Origin of the sequence: Streptomyces sp. WAC06614 (genome assembly GCF_003949795.1) — a bacterium.
Classification (GTDB): Bacteria; Actinomycetota; Actinomycetes; order Streptomycetales; family Streptomycetaceae; genus Streptomyces.
Genome location: NZ_RPRY01000397.1, coordinates 1 through 5704, shown reverse-complemented (window position 1 = coordinate 5704; position 5704 = coordinate 1). Strand labels below are relative to the sequence as shown.

At 72.9% G+C, this 5704-nt stretch carries 4 protein-coding genes and 1 pseudogene; 2 read left to right on the top strand and 3 right to left on the bottom strand.

The genetic code is table 11. The features are described from left to right. On the bottom strand, positions 1–284 hold a 284-nt coding region (locus tag EF918_RS31620), incomplete at its 3' end, for an antibiotic biosynthesis monooxygenase (RefSeq protein ID WP_148141294.1). 203 nt (positions 285–487) lie between these two features. Here EF918_RS31620 and EF918_RS31615 point away from each other — a divergent pair. Next, positions 488–2446, top strand: coding sequence for a bifunctional glycosyltransferase 87/phosphatase PAP2 family protein (locus EF918_RS31615; protein ID WP_125652355.1), 1959 nt, complete (start codon positions 488–490; stop codon positions 2444–2446). Between the two features lie 340 nt (positions 2447–2786). Here EF918_RS31615 and EF918_RS31610 read toward each other — a convergent pair whose 3' ends face one another. Continuing rightward, entirely contained in the window at positions 2787–4031 is a 1245-nt protein-coding gene (locus EF918_RS31610) for a cytochrome P450 (protein ID WP_125652354.1), read from the bottom strand. 259 nt (positions 4032–4290) lie between these two features. On the opposite strand from EF918_RS31610, the gene EF918_RS31605 reads away from it, so the two are divergent. After that, the gene (locus EF918_RS31605) at positions 4291–5460 is read left to right on the top strand and encodes a steroid 3-ketoacyl-CoA thiolase (protein WP_125652353.1); all 1170 of its coding nucleotides are present in this window, start codon (positions 4291–4293) and stop codon (positions 5458–5460) included. A gap of 153 nt (positions 5461–5613) precedes the next feature. Here the strand turns inward: EF918_RS31605 and EF918_RS38730 are convergent. Next, a pseudogene (locus EF918_RS38730) lies at positions 5614–5704 on the bottom strand (lytic transglycosylase domain-containing protein); the annotation flags it as partial.

Genomic DNA, 5704 nt, shown 5'->3' with positions numbered 1-5704 from the left:
CCCTCCGCGCCCCCACCCGGCCGACCCTGCTGGCCCGGCTGCCCGGGCTGACCACCCTGGTGCGCCGCCTTCATCGGCCCCTCCATCCACGCCTGGAAGGCCGCCTCGTCACGCCACCGCGTGTACACCAGGTACTGGTCGGTGCCCTCCAGCGGCCGCAGCAGCTCGAACCATTCGAAGCCGTCCGAGCCCTCCACGGCGCCGGCCCGCGAGGCGAACCGCTGTTCCAGCACCTCCCGCTGCTCCGCCGGGACCGTCAGCGCGTTGATCTTCACGATGCTCATGCCCGCCATCCTAGGGACCGGGCGGCAGATATCGTCGTCCCGGGCAATGGCACGCGGCAGCCGGGCGACGTCAGGGTTGCGGTGGTCAGGACGACACGGCGGGAGGCCGGCGGGGCGTGGCGAACGCGGCGGAGCACAGCGGTGGACACGGACATGCCGGAGTCATAGGCGGTGCACACGGCAAGCTCGCCGCCGCCCGACTGCTGCTGTGGGTCCTGGCCGGGGTGCTCGCCCTCAGACAGCTCGCCGTCGCCGTGCAGGTCCCGTCCGAGGCCTGGCTGGGCGAGATCCACCTGCCGGGACTGCCCGGAGCGCTCTACGAGGGCGGCGAGTTCGGCGGCACCCCGTTCGCCGGGCTGGTGATCAAGCCGATGCTCGGCCTGGGCGGCCGGTCCCTGGAATTCGTCTGGACGGGCGTCACCCTGCTGCTCGTCGCCGCGGTCGGTCTGGTCGCCGCCCGCGCCCTGCCCGATCCGGTGCCCCGCCGCACCGCGCTGCTCGCCGCGCCGGTCCTGGTCGCGCTGATGACGGTCTCGCTGCCGGTCCGTGACGCCGCCACACCCGGCAGGACCGCCGTCCTGCCGGTCCTGCTGGTGCTCCTCGCCGCCTTCCGGGTGCCCGGCCGGCGGTCCGCCGGATTCCTCGTGGGCCTGGCCGCCGCCCTCCAGCCGGCGCTGCTGCTGTTCGCCGGGTTGCAGTGGCTCGCCGGCCGCCGCTCCGCCGCCCGCTCCGCCGCCGTCACCTTCGCCGGAGCCACCCTGCTGGCCTGGGCGGCCCTGCCGCGCGACTCCTGGACGTACTGGGTGGAGCACCTGGCCGGGGCCGGCCTCGGCGGCGGCCCCGCGGGCCTGGACAACCAGTCCCTGCACGGCGCCCTGCTGCGGCTCGGCCTCTCCGGCCCCGGCGAGATCGCCCTCTACGTCGCCCTGGCCGGGGCGGTCGCGTACGTCGGGCTGCGCCGCGCCGCGCGGTACGCCGCCGACGGGCAACTGCTGCTCGCCGTCGCGGTCACCGGCTGTGTCGCGGTCGCCGTCTCGCCGACCGGCTGGCGCCACCAACTGCTGTGGGTGCTGCTCGCGGTGGCCGGCAAGGTCGGCCGGCGCGCCGCCGACCGCCGGGTCTGGCCGGTGGCGGTGGTGCTGGTCGCCACCCTGCCCAGCGACATGCTGCTGCCCAACCTGGCCGCGCTGGCGCCCGTACGCGACAACGTGCTGCTGCTCACCGCGCTCGCCACCGCCTGCGCCGTGCCGTTCCTGCCGCGGACCTCGCCGTACTGGCGCGAGCCGGTGCCCACCGCGTACGGGCGACCCGCTCCCTCGCGCTGGGCGCGGGTGCCGCTGCTGCCGTTCTGGCGGCGGGTGCTCAGCCGCCCCAACCTGCTGCTGGAACTGCTGCTGATACGGGTCGGCTACTCCCTCTACTCCCACATCCGGGCCGCCGCGCCGAACAGCCGCGCGCTGGCCGAGGGGCACGGCCGGCGGATCCACTCCCTGGAGCAGGCGCTCGGCATCGACGTCGAGCACGCCGTGAACGCGGCGGTCGACGGGACCGGTTGGCTGAAGGGGTTCTTCAACTTCTACTACACGTCGTTCCACTTCGTGGTGCCGCTCGCCATCCTGGCGGTCCTGTACCGGTGGCGCCCCGGCGACTACCGCTGGGCCCGCTCCTCCCTGGGCCTGGCGACCGTGATGGCGCTCGCGGGCTTCTGGCTCTACCCGCTGGCCCCGCCGCGCCTGATGCCCGGGCTCGGCTTCGTCGACACCGTGCACGGCCCGCAGGACCTGGCCGATCCGCAGTACGGGGCGATGACCGCGATCTCCAACCAGTACGCGGCGATGCCCTCGCTGCACTTCGGCTGGTCGCTGTGGTGCGGCGTGGTGGTCGTCGTACTGGCGCCGAAGGGCTGGCAGAAGCTGATCGGGGTGCTGCATCCGGTGATCACGGTGTGCGCGATCGTGGCCACCGCCAACCACTGGGTGCTGGACGCCGTGGGCGGGGCGGCGGTCGTCGTCGGCGGCTTCGCGCTGGTGCACGTGCTGTCCGGGCCGCGGCGGACGGTTCCGCTGCCCCTGGCGGCGCCGACGGTTCCGGGGCGGGCCGGCGGGGCGACGGTGCCGGGGGCACGGGCACCGGAGGCGGACCCGGCGCGCAGCCGCACCTAGCCCGAGGCCTGGGCGCCCGCGTACGCAGCCGCGCCCGGACCCTGGCCGTCGTCGTACGCGCCGGTACCTGGGCGCGGGGCCAGGCCGCCCCACCTGGGCGTACCCCCGCCGCGCCGCACGTGCGCAGGGGTGCCGGGGCGGTACGTGCGCCTGCCCCGGCACCCCTGTCCTGCGATGGATCGCCGCGTCCTGTCAGGATCCGCCCGAGGTGGGCATTCCGCCACTCGGGCGATCACGGCCGGGGCCGGGGTCGGGCCGGAGGCCCGCAGCGGGCCGGAGGCCCGTGGAACGGCAGGGGCCGGGCGTGGGAGGTGGAGCCCCTGCCGTCCTCGGTTCCGGGTCAGCCGTGGCTGACCTGGAGCTCCTTGATGCCGTTGAGCCAGGCCGCCCGCAGCCGGCGCGGGCCCTCGCCGGCCAGGCGGAGGTCGGGCAGGGCGTCGGCCAGGGCGTTGAAGATCAGGTCGATCTCCAGGACGGCCAGGGACTTGCCCAGGCAGAAGTGCGGGCCGCCGCCCCCGAAGCCGAGGTGGGGGTTGGGGTCGCGGGTGATGTCGAAGACGTCCGGGTTCGCGAAGACCTCGGGGTCGTGGTTGGCCGAGGAGTAGAACAGGCCGACCCGGTCGCCCGCGCGGATCTTCTGGCCGCCCAGCTCCGTGTCCCGGGTGGCGGTCCGCTGGAAGGAGACCACCGGGGTGGCCCAGCGGACGATCTCCTCGGCGGCGGTCGAGGGCCGCGTCGCCTTGTACAGCTCCCACTGCTCCGGGTGGGTCAGGAAGGCGTGCATGCCGTGGCTGATGGCGTTGCGGGTGGTCTCGTTGCCCGCGACGGCCAGCAGCAGCACGAACAGGCCGAACTCGTCCGAGCCGAGGTTGCCCTGGTCCTCGGCCGCCACGAGCTGCGTGACGATGTCCTTGGCCGGGCATTCCTTGCGCTGCGCGGACATGTTCATCGCGTAGCCGATGAGTTCGACGGCCGCCTGGGAGCCGACCTCCTCGGTGATGGCGTACTCCGGGTCGTCGTACGCGATCATCTTGTTGGACCAGTCGAAGATCTTGGTGCGGTCCTGCTGCGGTACGCCGATCAGCTCGGCGATGGCCTGCAGCGGCAGTTCGCAGGCGATCCGGGTGACGAAGTCGAACGAGCCGCCCCCCGCCGCCTCCTTGGCCTCGGCGACGATGCCGCGGGCCCGTTCCCGCAGGGCGCCCTCCAGGCTGCGGATCGCGCGCGGGGTGAACCCGCGCTGCACGATCTGGCGGACCCGGGTGTGCTCGGGCGGATCCATGTTCAGCATGATCAGGCGCTGGGCATCTATCTGTTCGCGCTGGATGTGCTCGTTGAAGCGGATGATCGCGGTGTTGGTGTGCGAGGAGAAGAGCTCCGGGTGCGTGGAGACGTACTTGACGTCCGCGTGCCGGGTCACGGCCCAGTAGCCCTCGTCGTCGAAGCCGGTGACGCCGCGCCGCTGCGGGCACCACCACACCGGAGCCGTCTGCCGCAGCAGGGCGAACTCGGGGAAGGGCACCCGGTCCTGGAGGAGGTCGGGGTCCGTGGCGTCGAAGCCTTCGGGCAGCGCGGGACAGGGCATCGGCAACTCCAAGGTCCGAAAGTCTGACGGCCCATCAGATGTTGGCTTGAACGTAGTAACGAGTTCTAGAAGTGGCAAGGGCCGCCGCACCAACTGTTGCGTGTGGAATCCGTGCAGGGCGCGTGCAAGACCCTTGTGCGGCCGGGCCCGGGGTCGTAAGACTGCGGGAGAACTAGAACGCGTACTAGTTCGGGCGGGGCGCCGGGACGGCCCGCCCGCCGCTGTGGCGCTGTACAGATGTGCAGGAGAGGACGAGCTCATGGCCGCGGAACCCGTCATCGTCGAAGCCGTACGCACCCCCATCGGCAAGCGCGGCGGCGCGCTCGCCAACCTCCACCCCGCCTACCTCCTGGGCGAGACCTACCGCGAGCTCCTCGCCCGTACCGGAATCCGCCCCGACTGCGTCGAGCAGATCGTCGGCGGCACGGTCACGCACGCCGGCGAGCAGTCCATGAACCCCGCCCGCAACGCCTGGCTCGCCATGGGCCTGCCGTACGAGACCGCGGCGACCACCGTGGACTGCCAGTGCGGCTCCTCCCAGCAGGCCAACCACATGGTGGCCAACATGATCTCCAGCGGGGTCATGGACATCGGCATCGCCTGCGGCGTCGAGGCCATGAGCCGGGTGCCGCTGGGATCGGGCTCCAAGCACGGCCCGGGCAAGCCCTTCCCGGACGAGTGGAACGTCGACCTCCCCAACCAGTTCGAGGCCGCCGAGCGCATCGGCCGCCACCGCGGCCTGACCCGCGACGACGTGGACCGGCTGGGCCTGCTGTCCCAGGAGCGGGCGGCGGCCGCCTGGGCGGAGGAACGGTTCAAGCGCGAGACCTTCGCCGTGCAGGTGCCCACCACCGAGGAGGAGCAGCGGGCCGGACAGGGCATGTGGCGCCTGGTCGACCGCGACGAGGGCCTGCGCGACACCAGCATGGAGGCACTGGCCCGGCTCAAGCCGGTCATGCCCACGGCCATCCACACCGCCGGCAACTCCTCGCAGATCTCCGACGGCGCCGCGGCCGTGATGTGGGCCTCGCGCAAGATGGCGCGCGCGCTGAAGTTGAAGCCGCGGGCCCGGATCGTCGCCCAGACGCTGGTCGGCGCCGACCCGCACTTCCACCTCGACGGCCCCATCGACGCGACCCGGGCGGTGCTCGGCAAGGCCGGGATGTCGCTGAAGGACATCGACCTGGTCGAGATCAACGAGGCCTTCGCCTCGGTCGTGCTGAGCTGGGCGAAGGTCTTCGGACAGGACCTGGAGAAGGTCAACGTCAACGGTGGCGGCATCGCCCTGGGGCACCCGGTGGGGGCCACCGGGGCCCGCCTGATCACCACGGCGCTGCACGAGCTGGAGCGGCGCGACAAGGAGTTCGCACTGATCACGATGTGCGCGGGCGGGGCGCTGGCGACCGGCACGATCATCCAGCGGCTCTGACCGCCACGGACCCTGGGGGATACCGCCACGAACCCTGTGGGATGGGGAAACAGAAGGCCCCGGTGGGCGGACCTGGGGAGGTCGGCCTACCGGGGCCTTCGTGCGTCGCGTGCGGCCGGTGGCGGTGCCGCGGGCCGGGGCGGGGTCACCGGTCTAGTACCAGTGGTTGGCCTGCCAGAAGTTCCAGGCGGCGGCCGGGCTGCCGTAGCGGTCGTTCATGTAGTCCAGGCCCCACTTGATCTGG